We start from the raw sequence: 15,245 nt of genomic DNA, 5'->3' as shown, positions 1-15,245 counted from the left end.
AGTTCCAGCTACGGGCGGGCAAGCCATTGCGTACCAAGTTTCCCCTCAGCGCAACGCACGTAGCGGTGGCGTACTCAACAGACGATTTAGCAAAGGCGACGCTGCAAAACGTGCGGCAATCGCTCCCAGCACAACCCCCGTCGGCAATAGCCACCAGCTGACCGACGCCGTCATGTCGAACAGCTGTATTGATGCGGCAACTCCAATCGCCAAGGCTGCAATCGCTGCCAATAATCCGGCCAGACCGCCTACCAGCAACAACTCCGCACTCGCAGCCTGCTTCACCATTTGCCTGCTTGCACCCAAGGTACGCAATATGGCGGCTTCAAGCTTGCGCTCATCATGGGTGGCCAAGGTAGCGGCATACAACACGGCGCCTCCGGCCAGCAGGCTGAAAACGAATACGACTTGGATGGCGGCCAACACCTTATCCAGCACACTGCGTACTTCCGCCAAAATCGCCGATATATCAATAACCGTAAGATTAGTGAATTGGCGCGTCAAGGCAGTACCGAACCCGGATTTGGCAGCAGGCAGATGAAAACTGCTAACAAAACTTGCCGGTTGGCTTTCCAGAAGCACCCGGCTGCCCACAATGAAGAAGTTCACCCTGAACGAATCCCAATCGACTTTCCGTATATTCACGATGGGTGCGGTAAACAACGTGCCGGAAATATCAAACGCCAGCGTATCACCCAGTTTGACGCCCAATCGCTTCGCCATCCCCTCCTCCAGCGACCAGCCTGGCTGGCTGTCATCCATCGGCTTACCCGCCACAATCCGGTTATCGGGCCGTATATCTTCCCCCCAGGATAAGTTGAATTCGCGTTCAACCTGACGGCGCGCCTGTTCATCGGTATAGGTTTCGGGACGGACTGGATTGCCGGAGATCGCATTCAACCTGGCGCGTACCATGGGTTCGAACTTGGGTAGCGGCAATCCCGCCGCTTGGAAGCTGGCAGCAACCGCCTCGCGCTGATCGGGCTGAATATTGATGGCGAAGCGATTCGGCGCATCGGGTGGAATCGACCTATCCCAAGCAGCCAGCAGATCATTCCTGACTACGGTCAACAACATCAGAGCCATCATCCCCAGCGACAATGCAACGATCTGCGCAACACTAAGACCACGCCGTCGGGCCACATTCGCCAAGCCAAAACGCCAGCCAACATTGGCAGGCAAAGGCAACTTGGGCGAAAGCCTAACCAATCCCCACGCCGCCAACGCGGCCAGACCAACCGTACCAGCAAACCCACCCAAGGCCACCCCTGCCAGCGTTGCATCCCCTGCTTGCCAGGCAATCAAACCCGCCAAGCTAACGATACCCAGGCCCATCACAAAGGGAGCATTTCCCGGGGCCGTTGCATCACGTCGCAATACTCTTAAAGGTGATACCCCACGCAAGCGCAGAAGCGGCGGCAGGCAGAAACCAATCAGTAATGTCAGCCCCACCCCTCCACCAGCAAGTGCCGGAAGCGGGCCAGCTGCTGGCAGCTTGGCGCCAAACAATCCCGCCAAAGTGGCAGCCAGCGCAAACTGGACCAACCAGCCAATTACAACTCCTATCATTACCGAGCCTAGCGCGAGCAAAGCATACTGGCGCATGAATAAACCGATAATGTCATGCTGGCTACGCCCCAGGGTTCGCAACAGCGCCACGGCATCCAGATGGCGTTCGACATATCGCCGCGCTGCCAACGCAATCGCCGCAGCAGCCATGAAGACGCTGACCAGGGCAGACAAGCGTAGAAAGCGTTCGGCCCGATTCAATGAGGTGTTGATTTCCGGCCTAGCCTCGCGCACGTTCTCCAGCCTTTGGCCGCGCTTTATTTGCGGCACCAGCCATTCACGCATCAACGATACTGCTTCAGATTGGCCGGCCAGCAAAAGCCGATACCGCACGCGACTACCACGTTGAATCAACCCAGTGTCGGGCAGATCTGCATCGTTGAACATCAATCGAGGGATAAAGTTGTAGAGATCCATCGCACCATCAGGTTCTCGCGCCAGTACCTCTGTCAGCCTCAGCGCTTTGTTACCCAGCATCAGCTGGTCGCCCTGCTTTAAACCCAATGCATCGAAAAGTCTTCGATCCGCCCACGCCGTACCTGGCGTGGGTGGCCCCACCATCACCACTTCCTGCTCGCCATGCCAAACCCTCAGCTCCCCCCGTAAAGGGTAAGTGCTGGACACAGCCTTGGCGGTAATCAACTGCGCCCCACTCACGGTTTGCGCCATGCTTGGGAAGGTTGCGGTTGCAGCCCGCTTTAGTCCTCGTTTGTCCGCTTCCTGCCGCAATTCATCAGCAATGGGCTGGTCGCCGTTCAACACCAGATCAGCAGCCAGTAACTGATTTGCCTCGGTTTGCAGTGCCTGACGTACCCTATCGGTGAAAAACCCCACGCTGCTCATGGCTGCAATAGCCACCACCAGCGCCACACCCATTACCGTCAATTCACCTGCTGCCAAGTCACGTTTGAACCAGCGCCAAGCCAATCCCCAGCCATTCATACCAGCAGCTCCCGCTCAATCACTCTGCCTGCAGCAAGCCGTAGTCGGGAACCACAGCGCGCAGCCAATCTTTCGTCATGGGTAACCAGCACCAAGGTGGTGCCCACTTCCGCATTCAGGCTGAATAGAAGATCGATAATCCGTTCACCTGTCTGCGTATCGAGGTTGCCGGTGGGTTCATCCGCAAACAGCAGCTTGGGACGAGTGACAAAGGCACGCGCTAACGCCACCCGCTGCTGCTCCCCACCCGACAGTTCTTTCGGCCGATGCTGCATACGCTGGCCAAGACCGACTCGTTCAAGCAGCGCAGCTGCCTCACGCTGCGCATCCTTACGGCCATTCAATTCGAGCGGTAGAGCTACGTTATCAAGCGCTGACAACGACGGCAGCAATTGAAAACTCTGGAATACAAAGCCAACATGCTCCGCCCGTAACTTGGCGCGGCCATCTTCATCCAATGCGTTCAAAGACTGCCCGACCAGACTCACCTCGCCTTGTGACGGTGTATCCAACCCCGCAAGCAAACCCAACAGAGTGGACTTTCCTGAACCAGAAGCCCCAACTATCGCTAGACTGCTGCCTGCGGCTAGACTGAAGCTCACCTGCTCAAGAATCGTCAACGTTTCATGACCAAAACCAACTTGCTTGCCAAGGTCTTGTGCCAGCAGAATCGGTGAGAGATCGGTATCGGAACCTCTTATAAGGAAATCAGGCGTGGCGCGCATCGTTTTATTCTTGAGTGTATTAGTAGGACTGTTTGGCTCAGCCGCATTCGCAGCAGAAAGCAAAACCTTATTAGTTTTCGGCGACAGCTTGTCGGCAGGCTACGGCATGATGCAACGACAAGCTTGGCCCGCCCTGCTCCAAAACAAACTAGGCAGCGAATGGCGGGTAGTGAATGCCAGCCAATCGGGAGAGACGACAGCTGGCGGACTAACCCGGCTCGGCCCAACGCTTAAGCAACATAAGCCTACCATCGTACTGCTGGAACTCGGTGCAAACGACGGCCTGCGTGGCCTGCCCGTCGACGCTGCCCGCAAAAACCTGGCAGCCATGATCGAACAGAGCCAAGCAGCCGGTGCTCGAGTCGCATTAATTGGCGTACAACTGCCGCCCAACTTTGGTGGTCCTTACACGGCAAAGTTCGCTGCGATGTATGCCGAATTAGCGCGCCAGTACAAACTCCCCCCGCCACCCTTTCTGCTTGAAGGCATCGCCGACAAACCAGCCCTATTCCAGGCCGATCAGCTACACCCTATCCCAGCAGCTCAACCCTACCTGCTGGATAATATTTGGCCGTTACTCCAACAGCTGCAGGTATCCGGTTGATTCAGAACCTATTCAAAGTCCACTGTGCGTCGGCAATACAGCGTTGAGAACACCTTCGGAATACCCATTTACCGCTTGTAAACTCCGCTTCCTCAGCTGTTTTCGCCTTGTCTTGCCCTAGCTCGCGAAGCTTTGAGCAAGCGCTGCGAACTCAACCCAGCAGGTATTGCTGTACAAACTCGCCGTATTCACATACTGCCTGCATCTAACGCTAGTCAGCGCCGCTTCGCGGGTGTTGCTAGAAGCTATCAATTCCTCCGCTGCCTAAGCAGACAAAACACCAAACCTTCTACTTTCTGTATAAGCCTAGGGGCCAATTTTTTGGCCCATTTACGGCTGAAAGGCAGCTCCACAACCAAGGCCAGCCGTTCACAATGTGACGTATAACGTCACAGATAGCCAAAATTCAGCCTCACCTAATTTCACCTGTAAATCCAGACCATTTTTTGCTGACATATTATTAACCTTCTCAAGTAATTCTAATAAGTTTATGTATATAAAAGGATTAATCCAGTCCGCTCTAGATTAAACCCTTTATGCAAATGACAATCGCATTGCAAAATGACAAGGGTATTGTTATGCTCGCCGTCATTTTGCCAAATGGCATAGACAGCTGGATAACCCTTTGGATTTACGATGAATTCCCTAAATAGGTCTCGCATCTCTCTGATCATATGTTTACTAATGGGCTTAACCGCCTGTGGTGGTGGAGGCGGTGGAGGAACAAGTAGTTCGACGTCAACAACGACGCCGCCCACAACGACCAACCCGACACCACCAGCATCTGGCTTGGCCATCATCCGGTTCAACCCACAACAAGCCAAAGTGGGCGATCGTATCACCGTCGAAGGAAGTGGCTTACAAGCTATCAACCGAGCCTTGATTGGTAGCGTTGAAGTAAAGTTTTCCAGTGTTTCCGACACTCAACTTACGATTGAAGTGCCTGGCAATGCGCAGACGGGTCCAATCCAGCTGCAAACCAATGGCGCAATCGCTCAATCGGCACAGCCCGTGACCATTTTGGGCATCCCAAATTTCACCAGTATTGGTCCAACAAAGGTCAAGAGTGGTGACAAAGTCACCATCTATGGCACCAAACTCAAAGACATTACCGGCGTACAGCTCAATGGGCAAGCTGTGGACATGCTGTCTGGAGAGAGCAACGATACCCAAATCGTTTTCCGCATCTCTGATAAAGACCGCTCAGGCACCGTCACCTTAAACTACGGCACCAATGGCGTAATCACAGTATCGATCCCATTAAACGTCGATACGACTACAACAACAGCCATGGGTGACTTCAACCCTAAAACAGGTTTAGCCGGTAGCAACGTTGAAATTTCGGGTACTAATCTCGATGAGATAACCGAAGTGACATTCAGCCCTATTGGCGCGTCGTCACCAATCAAGCCCGTAGTGGTCAATAGCACGATGTTGCGCGTCACTGTCCCCGCCGATGCAGCTTCCGGCCGAATTACGCTGACCCACGCCAATGGCTCGAAATTCACGTCAAACACAGACTTCACGGTCATCCCAAAAGTTATTGGCAAAGACCTTCAACCACGCTCTGCATCCGCAGGGCAGACGATTACCGTTACGGGTAGTAACTTGAAGGAAGTAACTGGTGTAACCATCAACAAGATACCCGTTACGTTGCTGACACAGACCAATGACTCGATCACCTTCAACATGCCAGCCGGGGGCGGTGAAGTTATCCTACTGGGCAAAAACCAGCCTGACGTTATAGTAGGTGTGCTAACTGATACCACAACGCCCACGCCAGGTAAGCCCACCGTAGCGATCAGCCGCGTGGAAGTTGCACAAACTTATTTGCAGGCGCCAGGAGACCAATACCAGCGTCTCGTCCCAGGTAAAGCCGCCCTGCTGCGCGTCTATGTTGCCGGTAAAGACGGTATTGCGAGCCCCGCGGTACAAGTTGTGGCCAGTGCAGGTAGTACAGTATTAGGTACCGTACAGCTGACAGGTCCAACCAAGCTCTCTGCGGTACCACAAGCCAGCGCTTTGGATCAAACGTTCAATGTCAAACTACCAGCCAGCTGGATACGTGAAAATCTGAACCTGCAAATTGAGGTTGACCCGACAAAGCAGACAACCAGCGGGGCCAGCCTGACTACCCGTCCGGTAGTGGGTAAACCAACCAACCTCCGCTTATTGTTGGTGCCCTTTACGATTAGAGAAGGCAACCTAACTGCACAAATGCATGATTTGGCCGCAGTACGTAAGTTGCTTGGCCAGCAGTTGCCCATTGCAGAAACCAATATTTTTGTGGAACAGCGAGCTCCTTACTTTCTAACGAAAGTTGACTACGTTAGAAATGACAAAATAATCAAGGATGGTAAAGAGGTAATAAGCTCCAAAAAGTGGGGTGACGCGTTAGAAGAACTTAATGAGCTACGTAACAAAGAAGCTAATCAAAAACACTATTATGGTTTGGTTCCTGATCCCAACTTCAATGGTGGGACAGCAGGCTTGGGTTACGTGCCTGATAGTGGAGGTCATGGTGGTAGCCGTTCGGCAATCGGGCTGGACGCACGCCATGATGCTGACTTGTCCACGATGGTTCATGAGCTTGGGCATAATTTTGGTCGTAATCATGTGAAATGTGGTGGCGCAGCCGGTCCAGACCCATTGTTTCCCTATCCCGAAGGTGGTTTAGGAACAACCTTGATTTATGACAACGTAGCTGGCGTCATCATCTCACCCCAAGACAAAAAGGATGTCATGAGCTACTGCAACGGGAAGTGGTTCGCTGACTATTCCTATTTCAAGATTCAGGAACGATTGGAAAGCTGGCTTTACCCATCCAACGGCACTGCACCTATGAACGGCTATTCAAGCCCGATAGAGCTATTGGAAGTTAGCGGACGAATTGACGAAAATGGAGCAACACTACGCCCCGTCAGCGGCAGTACTGGTATGCCTGAACGCTATCAGGGTGAGTACCAGCTCGTATTACATCTCAGCGATGGTAGCCAACTGAAAACAAACTTCAGCCCAACTGAGGTTGCCGATGCAAGCTCCCCATTAGCCCACTTCTATTTGAAACTAGCGAAACCCACCGCCGATGTTGTCAATATCGAAGTCTTGAAGGCTGGTAAAGTACTGACCACTGCCAAACCACGTGTTGCTGCCAATATGGTTGGCACAAACACTGGACTGAAACTCACATGGAAAGAAAATGCCGGAAAGTTGAACATCTATTGGAATGGAAACCAGTTCCAGTTTATGACGCTCGTCCACGTAGGTAGCGAAAGAACTGTACTAGCGCTTCAGCAAAAAGGCAGCCATGCTGAAATTGATATCAGCAAACTGCCTGTTGGTGGCAAGTGGGAAATCACGCTGAGTGATGGACTTAACCCACGCCAGTTCACAGTAAAGCGCTAAAGCAGCCGTAACGCTCCAGAACAAAAAGGCAGCCCTTATGGGCTGCTTTTTTCATTTACCAACACGCAACAAATACAGGTTCTAAATCGAAACATGAACTGACTTGACCAATGTCCCGTAGCCACTCACAACCACCTGACTGATCGCATCTTTTTCTTTTGTTACCCGCGCTACCAAGCGCGATGCCTGCCCCATCGCCTTTCCTTGTTCAAACAGGTAAACCCCATCAAAACGGTCTGCATATCGACTGAGATAACAAGCCAACGCGCCAGAGGCACTACCGGTTGCGGACTCTTCCTTGATCCCATACAAGGGCGCGAAATTACGACAACTAGCCGTAATCAGCTCATCACACGTATTCAAGGTAAACGCATGCACCCCCACTGTATTGGTCATACGGTTAAAACTGGCCAGCGAACTGTTATCGGGTTTAATGGCGTTTAAGACGTCCTCATTAACGACAGGCACAAAGATGTCGCGTAGGCCCGTTGATAATATTTGTACTGGAAGGGCGGTCTGCCCGATATCTGACTCGGCGATGCCAAGAAGACCTGCAACCTCACTGGCAGGCAAGACAGTGTCAAACGTAGGCAATAACTGAGTCATCTCAACTTCGCCTGTGTCCGCGATCTTGACCGCCAGATTGCCAGCCTTCGTCTGTTGAACCACAGCTGGCTTACCGAGCAGGCCCTTTTGCTTAAGTAAGGAAAATGTCGCAACCGTCGCATGACCACAGAAATCCACTTCGGCGGTGGGCGCAAAAAAACGAACCGCTAAGTCGCAATCGGTAGATGGCAGAACAAATGCCGTTTCCGGCAAAGCCATTTCTGTGGCAATCAATTGCATGTCGGCATCGCTGTATTGCTCAGCACTAAGCACAACGCCCGCAGGATTCCCGCCTTGTCCGGCGGAGGTGAAGGCATTCACCACAAAGACTTCAACTTGCATAAACACCTTTCAAAAACACAACCAACAGCAGGATGAAGCGCAGAAACTGGTATGCACTTCGGCACATGAGCCCGCAAACAACCTTGAGCAAAGCACCGTAACAGTTCGTGCCTCATCAGCTCACAGTGGCCTTTGCGAACCCGGATCACGGCTATTTGGTAAGGTAGTAAACAGGTTCCAAAGCATCAGAGTCATACCGGGCTCGATATAATTTGTTCTATCGTCTCCATGCCTCGTCGTCGTATGCCCCAATCCAGTGGTACCACCAGTGTCGCCTATGTACTCACCCTGCTCGAAGTAGCCAGTCGACTAGGGGCAGATCGATCCGGGCTATTGCACGCCACAGGGTGCCTAACTGAATCTGATCTGGTCGACCCTCTGGCCAGAGTCCCGATACCAACATTGATGCGGCTCTTTGATACCGCAGTGGCTCTCACCGGTAAACCACATATTGGCTTGGTGTTTGGCCAATCTGTCCGCCCCGCCAGCTATAGCGGCCTGGGCTACGTGACCATGACATGCGCCACCTTGCGTGATGCGATCTACTTGATTCCACGTTTCGGGCGGCTCGTATTCGATACCGAAACCGACGAAACAGTAATTGAGGAAAGTACGCAGGAAACCCGGCTAGGTGAACCTGCTTTGCCCAACCACGTTTCTAGCTGCGTGGGGCTGGATGATGCGGTACTGGCAGGCTGGGTCAGCTTTGGGCGTTGGATATGCGGTAGCGATGCATCGCCATTGCGGGTGGAATTCCGGCACGAGAAACCCGCCGACATCTCGCCCTATACTGCGCTATTTGGCTGCCCAGTTGTTTTTGGGATGCCAGCCAACAGCGTTGTTTTCTCCTCTGCCTTACTTGGCTTGCCCGTACGTGATGCCGACCCACACCTACACAGGGCGATGCTCAAAGAGGCAGAAGCTCAACTTGATCGGGCATTTGCCGGGTTGCCTTTGCAGCAACGTGTGCGCATGCTGCTGAACGAGCTGCTGCCACAAGGCAAAGCACAGCTGGAATGTGTTGCACTACGGCTCCATCTGTCGCCGCGTACGCTGCAACGCCGGCTATCCAAAGAAGGCTGTAGCTTTACAGCGCTGGTAAGCGGTCTGCGCCAGGAGCTGGCCGAGCGGTATCTGAGCCAAGCAAATCTGAGTCTTGTTGATATTGCCCTGTTGCTCGGCTTTGCCGAGCAGAGTTCGTTTAGCCACGCATTTCGCGACTGGCAAGGTTGCTCGCCACAGGAATATCGTCTGCGCCAGATGTAAATCAATTCAGGTCCGAAATCGCTATTGAATCCTGACGTAACATAACAAACACTTGGCGCGCTGCAGCAAGCCATAAAGCCATTAGCCGAGTAGGATGGAGCCATTGCTCTATCGCTGCCAATGCTATGCTCAATCCCATCGTCTACGCCGCACCGGTGTTTATCATCCTCATCCTGATCGAGTTATGGGTTGGCTGGCGGCGGCGGGTCAATACCTATACACAAACCGATACCGTTTCGAGCATCGGCCTTGGCGTAATGAGCCAGGTCGTCGAAATCTTTACCAAGGTGGTGAGTGTCGGCATCTACACCCTTGCCTACCAGCATCTGGCGCTGTTCGATCTACCTGGCGATGCGTTGTGGGTATGGGCATTCGCATTGCTGCTTTACGACTTTTGCTATTACTGGCTGCACCGCATGGGGCATGAAGTAAACATCCTCTGGGCCGCGCACGTGGTGCATCACAGCAGCGAGGAATACAACCTGACCACTGCCCTGCGCCAGACTAGCACCGGCTTTCTGCTTAGCTGGTTGTTCTATCTACCCCTGGCCATCGTCGGGGTTCCGCCTCTGGTATTCGTGATCGTCGGGCTGACCAATCTGCTTTATCAATACTGGATACACACACAGCATATCGGCAGCCTTGGTTGGTTCGATCGCTGGTTCGCCTCGCCAGCCAATCACCGTGTCCACCATGGACAGAACGATTACTGTCTCGATCGCAACTATGGCGGCATGTTGATGCTGTGGGACCATCTATTCGGCAGCTTTGTGAACGAGCGCCCGCAGGAAAAGATCATCTACGGTATTCGAGGCCAGCTGAAGAGCTGGAGCCCGCTGCGTGCCAACCTGCACGTATATGCCGATCTGTGGCGAGACTGCCGGCTGGCCGACAACTGGGCTGACAAATTCAAAGTCTGGCTGATGCACCCAGGCTGGCGCCCCACCTCGGCCATAGCCAAAGCACCGAAAAAAGCCTACGACATCGCCCAATTCCGCAAGTACGGCCCGGCACTACCAAAATGGCTGCCTACCTATGGACTGGTGCAATTCTCTGTGCTGTTTCTCATGGGGGTTCACTTCCTGGCTATCCAACCCAGCCTAAGCAGTAGCGATATCCTGCTGTATGCCGTTTTTGTCGTCGGTTCTCTCTGGACGTTTGGCGGCATGCTTGAAGGGTGGTGGTCCTTTATCTGGCTGGAATATGCCCGGCTGGGTATGGTGGCAATTGGCGTGCTGTTTACCGGCCAATGGATAGGCAGCCCCCCACTATCACCCCTCTGGCTAGGCGCAATACTGGCACTCTGTATGCTCAGCGCTGCTGTTCTCGCCGTCATCACCCGTGGTAACCCTGTACAACCTGTTCAATCAGAACAACCGTGCCGGACCGAATCGAACGTATCCTGCCAAGAAACAGAAAATGCATAGGCACGGGGATCATAATTTTGATCTTCCCGGGGTTATTGTGGACTGAATCCGCCTGGGTCAAATTGGCAGTCGCCTTGTACTTGTCCATTTCTTATACAGCATCTGTCTCTAACACGTAGAACTCTTCTCCACGATGTTTCCCAAACGATGCCCACATGTAAAGTGCGTGCATTGCGTGATGCACATCAACCTAGAGAAGTGAAAATGCGAATACTTAGTATCGGTGAACTTCACCACGTTACAGGCAGCCAGAGCAATATTCCTTATTGTCTTCCCGACTATGCCTTTGTAGTCCTCGTTAAAGCAGAGCGGCGTTTTAAAGGGGAAGCAAGAGGGCCTGTATCACAGCAAGCTCTCGTTCGTTATAAGAAAGAGGCGTACCCAAACGGTTGCAGACCCATTCCGGACGGACAAACCATAGACCAAATGATCTGAGAACCTGTTCAAAGTCTCGTGAGCTAGAGCGAGACTTTGAACAGTTCTGAAAACCAATCTGTCCTGACAACCGTAGACACCACCCGCTTCAAATACAGCCCGGTTGCCAGCTGAATTTCTGTGCAAACGCTGCCGGCACCGTAAGTCGGGGCATAGCGAACCCGTAGGATGAATAAGTATGGGACCTCAGTTCTACGGGTTTGCCGCTTGTCTTCAATACGCCGGAGCCAAAACGTCAACAGGCCTGGTGTTGAGCAGAGCAACTGAACGTCAGGCATTGACCACCAGATGCTTGCTGAACCAGTCGACGATGAAATCAATCAACCCACGCACCTTCGCCGGTTGTGGATGTAAAGGCGGATAAACCAAGTACAGCGGCATATGCGGCAATGCATAGTCTTCAAGTACCCGGCATAGTTGCCCTTGTTGAACATCCTGGGCTACCAGATAGCTGGGTACCTTGACGTAACCTGCCCCAGCCAACGCCAAATGCCGCTGCGCCGGGTAACTGTTAACGCAGAAGTCGCATGACATCTCCACGTATTCATGCTGCCCAGCCCGCATGAATAGCCAACGGGCGCCATCACTGAAGTAATTGTTGATGATGCAAGGCTGACCCAACAGCGCACTCGGCATTTGCGGGCATCCCAACTTCGTCAGTAACGCAGGGGCTGCCACTATCCATTCCTCGATAATGCCCAAAGGCCGTGCTATCAAACGGTCGTCCTGTACCTGTCCGCTACGGATTGCCAAATCAAACCGTTCTCCCACCAAGTCACGCGTTTGCTGACTCAGATCCAGTTCAACCTGTACCTGCGGGTAACGGGTACGAAATGCCAATAACAAGTCACCAACATACGCCACACCCAAACTGGTTGGGGTACTAAGCCTCACCAAGCCGCTTACCTCGATACGTAGGTTGCCGATGGCACGGCTAGCCTCATCCATCGTGTCCCGCAACTGCTGGCAATAACGCAAATAATGTTGCCCAGGCTCGGTCAAAGAAATGCGCCGGGTCGTCCGATGTAACAACAGCACTCCAAGCGCCCGCTCCAACTGGGTCACCTGCTTACTGACATAGGCTTTGGAATGACCAAGGTGCTCCGCCGCTGCACTGAAGCTGCCATGCTCAACCACAGCCAGAAAAGTCATCAACCACGGGAATTGCGGAGGTATTGTTTCCATATAGGCAACTTAATTATCAGTACCAACAGATTTATCTGCCATTTTCCTATCGATAGACTACCAATTGTCAACGCATGCATAACAAAAGGAATCAGGTCATGAAAATCGTCTTATTCGGTGCAACCGGCACGATAGGCAAAGCGGTATTGCAAGCACTGAGTCCCCGCCATGAAGTCATCAGAATCGGCCGCAGTGCTGAAGACCTGGAGAACAAGCTTATCGATCATCAAGCAGATATGACGGACATCAACGACCTGGAAAAGCTGTTTGGCACATTGGGTAAAGTAGATGCCATAGTTTCTGCCGCAGGTGGCGCCCCGTTCGTTTCCATCCAGGAATTGACCCCAGCGCACATGATGACCGGATTGCAGGACAAGCTGATGGGGCAGGTGAACCTGGTGTTAGCAGGAATGAAATGGCTGAACGACGGGGGCTCTTTCACACTCGTCAGCGGTGTGCTCAGCCACGACCCTATTCGCTACGGTATTTGTGCATCCACCATCAATAGCGCCCTTGAAGGGTTCGTACGTAGTACCGCGATCGAACTACCACGTGGTCTACGTATCAACGCGATCAGCCCGACGGTTCTACAGGAATCGATGGAGGCCTATGCACCCTACTTCCGGGGCTTTGATCCTGTACCCGCCAGCCGCGTGGCGCTAGCGTTCAGCAAGAGTGTGGAAGGATTACAGACAGGCCAGATATACGCGGTGCACTAAGAGTCGCTAACAAAACCCTTCTGGCGTTGTTGCGCAAGCTTGCCGTACCCACGTACTGCCTACGCTTTTGCTCCTAGCCAGAATCGCTTCGCTGGGTTTTGTTAACGACTCTAAGAACCCTTTCAAAGTCTGCTGCGCGTCGACAATACAGCGTTGAAAACAGCCTCGGATACTCATTTACCATTCGTAAACTCCGCTTCCTCAGCGGTTTTCGCCTTGTCTCACTCTAGCTCGTGAGACTTTGAACAGGTTCTTAGGACCTGCTTGCGATCCGACTTCGCAGTAAGATCGTCAACTGGGCTTCAGCGCTTACTGAACCGCACCCACAACCACGCGCCAATCACTATCATCGGGAGGCTCAACCACTGGCCCATGCTAAAGCCCAATGCCAAAAAGCCCAGGAAGTTGTCTGGTTCGCGGGCGAATTCCGCCACAAAGCGGCAGAGACCATAACCGAACAGGAACACCGCTGAAACCTGCCCTGTACGACGAGGCTTGGCGGAATAAATCCAAAGTACGGCAAACAGCAGCAACCCCTCCAACGCGAACTGGTAAAGCTGGGAAGGGTGTCTCGGCAACTGGTCAACCAATGGAAAGACCATCGCCCAAGGCGCATCGGCACTGGTTACGCGGCCCCAAAGCTCGCCGTTGATGAAGTTACCCAAACGCCCCGCGGCCAGACCCAGCGGCACCAGCGGTGCAATAAAGTCCGTGACCTGGAAGAAAGTCTTGCCTGTTTTACGCCCGAACAGCCACATCGCCACCAAGACGCCAAGAAAACCACCATGGAAGGCCATGCCGCCTTCCCAGATCTTGAAGATATCGACTGGATGGGTGAAATAGAACATGGGCTTGTAAAAGAGCACATAGCCCAACCGCCCGCCCAGTATCACGCCCAGTACGCCGTAAAACAGCAGATCATCCAACTGCTGGGTATTCCAGCCACTCTGTGGGTTGCGGCGAATACGGTAATGTCCCAGCAACAGAAAGCAGACAAAGCCAACCAGGTACATCAGCCCGTACCAACGGATGGACAAGGGCCCAAGATGAAGGGCTACTGGGTCGATATGAGGGTGGGTCAGCATCAGGGGCTCAAGAGCAGGTCTAAAGAGGACGGCATTATAACGGGGCAAGGGGTATGACTGCTTGCTACATCATCCTTTGTGAACCCGCAATGCCAAAACCGGTTCCCTTTCAAGCCCAGAACCATCATTCATTCCCGGGTCATCTGCCCCCACCGCCGGACATCGCCCCGCTAGCGGGAAACAAAGCCACCATTCACAAACAAGGCTTGTGCCGTGATCCAGTTATTGCTCGGCGCTACCAACATCTTCACGACAGGTAACAAATCAGCCACCTTGCCAAGTTCACCGTTGATGCTGGCGCGTTTCAGATAAGCCACGGCCTCAGGTGTTTCGGCCGCGTAAAAGAACTCGGTATCCATTGGCCCTGGGCACAGCGTGTTAACGGTGATGCCCCGGCTGCCGACCTCTTTCGCCAAAGCACGGGTGAAATCCTCCAAGGGTGCTTTGCTACCTGCGTAAGCACCATAGCCTCCGGTTGTCGCCGCCAGCAGCGACGTCCCTAGATTCAAAATGCGTCCGTTATCGCGCAAGCGCCGGCCGGCCTCACGCAAAACAAAAAATGCCGCTTTGGTATTGAGATTGAAAATAGCGTCGTATTCCGCCTCCTCAATCTCCACGATGGGTTTCTTGAGCATCTGGCCAAGCGGTGTTGATCGCAATATCGATGCCGCCAAAGTGCTGCTGTACAGCCGTAAACAGGCGCTCGATTTCGGCAACACGCGTGATATCGGCCTGAATGGCAAACGCCTGCCCGCCTGATTCACGAATAGCAGCAACAGCTGCTTCTGCCCCGGTTTGTGAACTCGCGCTGTTGTAATGCACGGCCACACTTGCACCTTCCGCCCCCAACAATTCAGCAAACGCCCGCCCCATATTGCGTGATGCACCAACAACCAAGGCCACCTTGTTATCGAATGTCTTTTCGCTCATTTCGC

The 15,245-nt window shown here is 53.2% G+C and carries 13 protein-coding genes; 5 read left to right on the top strand and 8 right to left on the bottom strand.

Going from position 1 to position 15,245, the window contains the following annotated elements:
* Positions 1-45 precede the first annotated feature (45 nt).
* Positions 46-2,511 carry an ABC transporter permease gene (locus ACUHMQ_RS01835; RefSeq protein WP_445293735.1) on the bottom strand — a complete coding sequence of 822 codons (2,466 nt, stop codon included), beginning with the start codon at positions 2,509-2,511 and terminating at the stop codon, positions 46-48.
* Positions 2,508-3,236, bottom strand: coding sequence for an ABC transporter ATP-binding protein (locus tag ACUHMQ_RS01830; protein WP_445293734.1), 729 nt, complete (start codon positions 3,234-3,236; stop codon positions 2,508-2,510). The genes ACUHMQ_RS01835 and ACUHMQ_RS01830 overlap by 4 nt, the downstream gene beginning before the upstream one ends.
* Between ACUHMQ_RS01830 and ACUHMQ_RS01825 the strand changes: the two genes are divergently transcribed.
* A complete protein-coding gene (locus ACUHMQ_RS01825; protein ID WP_445293733.1) occupies positions 3,226-3,840 on the top strand; it encodes an arylesterase in 615 nt (204 codons plus the stop codon). The two genes, ACUHMQ_RS01830 and ACUHMQ_RS01825, sit on opposite strands and share 11 nt — an antisense overlap.
* 488 nt (positions 3,841-4,328) lie before the next feature.
* Here ACUHMQ_RS01825 and ACUHMQ_RS01820 read toward each other — a convergent pair whose 3' ends face one another.
* Positions 4,329-4,640 (bottom strand): hypothetical protein, encoded by a 312-nt coding sequence (locus tag ACUHMQ_RS01820; protein WP_445293832.1) that lies wholly within the window; start codon positions 4,638-4,640, stop codon positions 4,329-4,331.
* Here ACUHMQ_RS01820 and ACUHMQ_RS01815 point away from each other — a divergent pair.
* A complete protein-coding gene (locus tag ACUHMQ_RS01815; protein WP_445293732.1) occupies positions 4,525-7,245 on the top strand; it encodes an IPT/TIG domain-containing protein in 2,721 nt (906 codons plus the stop codon). The two genes, ACUHMQ_RS01820 and ACUHMQ_RS01815, sit on opposite strands and share 116 nt — an antisense overlap.
* Before the next feature lie 81 nt (positions 7,246-7,326).
* Here ACUHMQ_RS01815 and ACUHMQ_RS01810 read toward each other — a convergent pair whose 3' ends face one another.
* A complete protein-coding gene (locus ACUHMQ_RS01810; RefSeq protein WP_445293731.1) occupies positions 7,327-8,193 on the bottom strand; it encodes a PhzF family protein in 867 nt (288 codons plus the stop codon).
* A gap of 228 nt (positions 8,194-8,421) precedes the next feature.
* On the opposite strand from ACUHMQ_RS01810, the gene ACUHMQ_RS01805 reads away from it, so the two are divergent.
* Together ACUHMQ_RS01805 and ACUHMQ_RS01800 are read left to right on the top strand one after the other, a co-directional pair.
* Positions 8,422-9,459, top strand: coding sequence for an AraC family transcriptional regulator (locus tag ACUHMQ_RS01805; protein WP_445293730.1), 1,038 nt, complete (start codon positions 8,422-8,424; stop codon positions 9,457-9,459).
* 125 nt (positions 9,460-9,584) lie between these two features.
* The gene (locus ACUHMQ_RS01800; RefSeq protein WP_445293729.1) at positions 9,585-10,886 is read left to right on the top strand and encodes a sterol desaturase family protein; all 1,302 of its coding nucleotides are present in this window, start codon (positions 9,585-9,587) and stop codon (positions 10,884-10,886) included.
* A gap of 705 nt (positions 10,887-11,591) precedes the next feature.
* Here the strand turns inward: ACUHMQ_RS01800 and ACUHMQ_RS01795 are convergent.
* Positions 11,592-12,506: a LysR family transcriptional regulator gene (locus ACUHMQ_RS01795; protein ID WP_445293728.1), complete on the bottom strand. Its 915-nt coding sequence runs from the start codon at positions 12,504-12,506 to the stop codon at positions 11,592-11,594.
* 98 nt (positions 12,507-12,604) lie between these two features.
* Here ACUHMQ_RS01795 and ACUHMQ_RS01790 point away from each other — a divergent pair, with 98 nt between their 5' ends.
* Entirely contained in the window at positions 12,605-13,225 is a 621-nt protein-coding gene (locus tag ACUHMQ_RS01790; RefSeq protein ID WP_445293727.1) for a short chain dehydrogenase, read from the top strand.
* A gap of 302 nt (positions 13,226-13,527) precedes the next feature.
* Here ACUHMQ_RS01790 and lgt read toward each other — a convergent pair whose 3' ends face one another.
* From lgt to ACUHMQ_RS01775, 3 genes are all read right to left on the bottom strand, one after another.
* A complete protein-coding gene (lgt, locus tag ACUHMQ_RS01785) occupies positions 13,528-14,310 on the bottom strand; it encodes a prolipoprotein diacylglyceryl transferase (protein ID WP_445293726.1) in 783 nt (260 codons plus the stop codon).
* A 170-nt stretch (positions 14,311-14,480) separates the two neighbouring features.
* The gene (locus tag ACUHMQ_RS01780; RefSeq protein WP_445293725.1) at positions 14,481-14,945 is read right to left on the bottom strand and encodes an SDR family oxidoreductase; all 465 of its coding nucleotides are present in this window, start codon (positions 14,943-14,945) and stop codon (positions 14,481-14,483) included.
* A complete protein-coding gene (locus tag ACUHMQ_RS01775) occupies positions 14,917-15,240 on the bottom strand; it encodes an SDR family NAD(P)-dependent oxidoreductase (protein WP_445293724.1) in 324 nt (107 codons plus the stop codon). Before ACUHMQ_RS01775 ends, ACUHMQ_RS01780 begins: the two co-directional genes overlap by 29 nt.
* Positions 15,241-15,245: the final 5 nt, after the last annotated feature.

Source organism: Chitinimonas violaceus (genome assembly GCF_052601015.1).
Note: the sequence above shows the minus strand (reverse complement) of the source record. Positions and strands in the feature narration are given on the sequence as shown.

What these genes read in the sequence shown, in the direction of transcription:
- ACUHMQ_RS01820 (WP_445293832.1), bottom strand. Translation starts at nt 4,640, where the DNA reads ATGATGGCCAAGCCAGATGCTGGTGGTGTCGGGTTGGTCGTTGTGGGC.
- ACUHMQ_RS01790 (WP_445293727.1), top strand. Translation starts at nt 12,605, where the DNA reads ATGAAAATCGTCTTATTCGGTGCAACCGGCACGATAGGCAAAGCGGTA.
- ACUHMQ_RS01795 (WP_445293728.1), bottom strand. Translation starts at nt 12,506, where the DNA reads ATGGAAACAATACCTCCGCAATTCCCGTGGTTGATGACTTTTCTGGCT.
- ACUHMQ_RS01810 (WP_445293731.1), bottom strand. Translation starts at nt 8,193, where the DNA reads ATGCAAGTTGAAGTCTTTGTGGTGAATGCCTTCACCTCCGCCGGACAA.
- ACUHMQ_RS01835 (WP_445293735.1), bottom strand. Translation starts at nt 2,511, where the DNA reads ATGAATGGCTGGGGATTGGCTTGGCGCTGGTTCAAACGTGACTTGGCA.
- ACUHMQ_RS01780 (WP_445293725.1), bottom strand. Translation starts at nt 14,945, where the DNA reads ATGCTCAAGAAACCCATCGTGGAGATTGAGGAGGCGGAATACGACGCT.
- lgt (WP_445293726.1), bottom strand. Translation starts at nt 14,310, where the DNA reads ATGCTGACCCACCCTCATATCGACCCAGTAGCCCTTCATCTTGGGCCC.
- ACUHMQ_RS01800 (WP_445293729.1), top strand. Translation starts at nt 9,585, where the DNA reads ATGCTCAATCCCATCGTCTACGCCGCACCGGTGTTTATCATCCTCATC.
- ACUHMQ_RS01805 (WP_445293730.1), top strand. Translation starts at nt 8,422, where the DNA reads ATGCCTCGTCGTCGTATGCCCCAATCCAGTGGTACCACCAGTGTCGCC.
- ACUHMQ_RS01830 (WP_445293734.1), bottom strand. Translation starts at nt 3,236, where the DNA reads ATGCGCGCCACGCCTGATTTCCTTATAAGAGGTTCCGATACCGATCTC.
- ACUHMQ_RS01815 (WP_445293732.1), top strand. Translation starts at nt 4,525, where the DNA reads ATGGGCTTAACCGCCTGTGGTGGTGGAGGCGGTGGAGGAACAAGTAGT.
- ACUHMQ_RS01775 (WP_445293724.1), bottom strand. Translation starts at nt 15,240, where the DNA reads ATGAGCGAAAAGACATTCGATAACAAGGTGGCCTTGGTTGTTGGTGCA.